Origin of the sequence: Pseudomonas sp. SIMBA_041 (genome assembly GCF_046535095.1) — a bacterium.
Lineage (GTDB): Bacteria > Pseudomonadota > Gammaproteobacteria > Pseudomonadales > Pseudomonadaceae > Aquipseudomonas > Aquipseudomonas mucoides.
Map to the genome: position 1 here is coordinate 1 of NZ_JAWRXJ010000316.1, position 271 is coordinate 271.

A 271-nucleotide genomic window follows, 5' to 3' on the forward strand; every position below is an offset into this window, starting at 1 on the left:
GTAACATGCTTTTTTTCCGTATACTGCTGTAACGTTAATTTTCTGAGTAATGCTGATTATGCACCAAGTTGTCTGTGCGACCACCAATCCCGCTAAAATTCAGGCCATTCTGCAGGCATTTCACGAGATCTTCGGCGAAGGATCCTGCCATATTGCATCTGTTGCCGTCGAGAGCGGTGTACCGGAACAACCCTTTGGCAGTGAGGAAACGCGCGCTGGCGCACGAAATCGGGTAGCAAATGCCCGCCGTTTACTTCCAGAGGCTGATTTT

Annotated in this window: 1 protein-coding gene; it reads left to right on the forward strand. The window is 49.4% G+C overall.

The window, feature by feature from the left end; all coding sequences use genetic code 11:
• Positions 1-49: 49 nt before the first annotated feature.
• The coding region (locus tag SB725_RS31310; protein ID WP_410923300.1) for a DUF84 family protein at positions 50-271 on the forward strand (222 nt) is incomplete at its 3' end.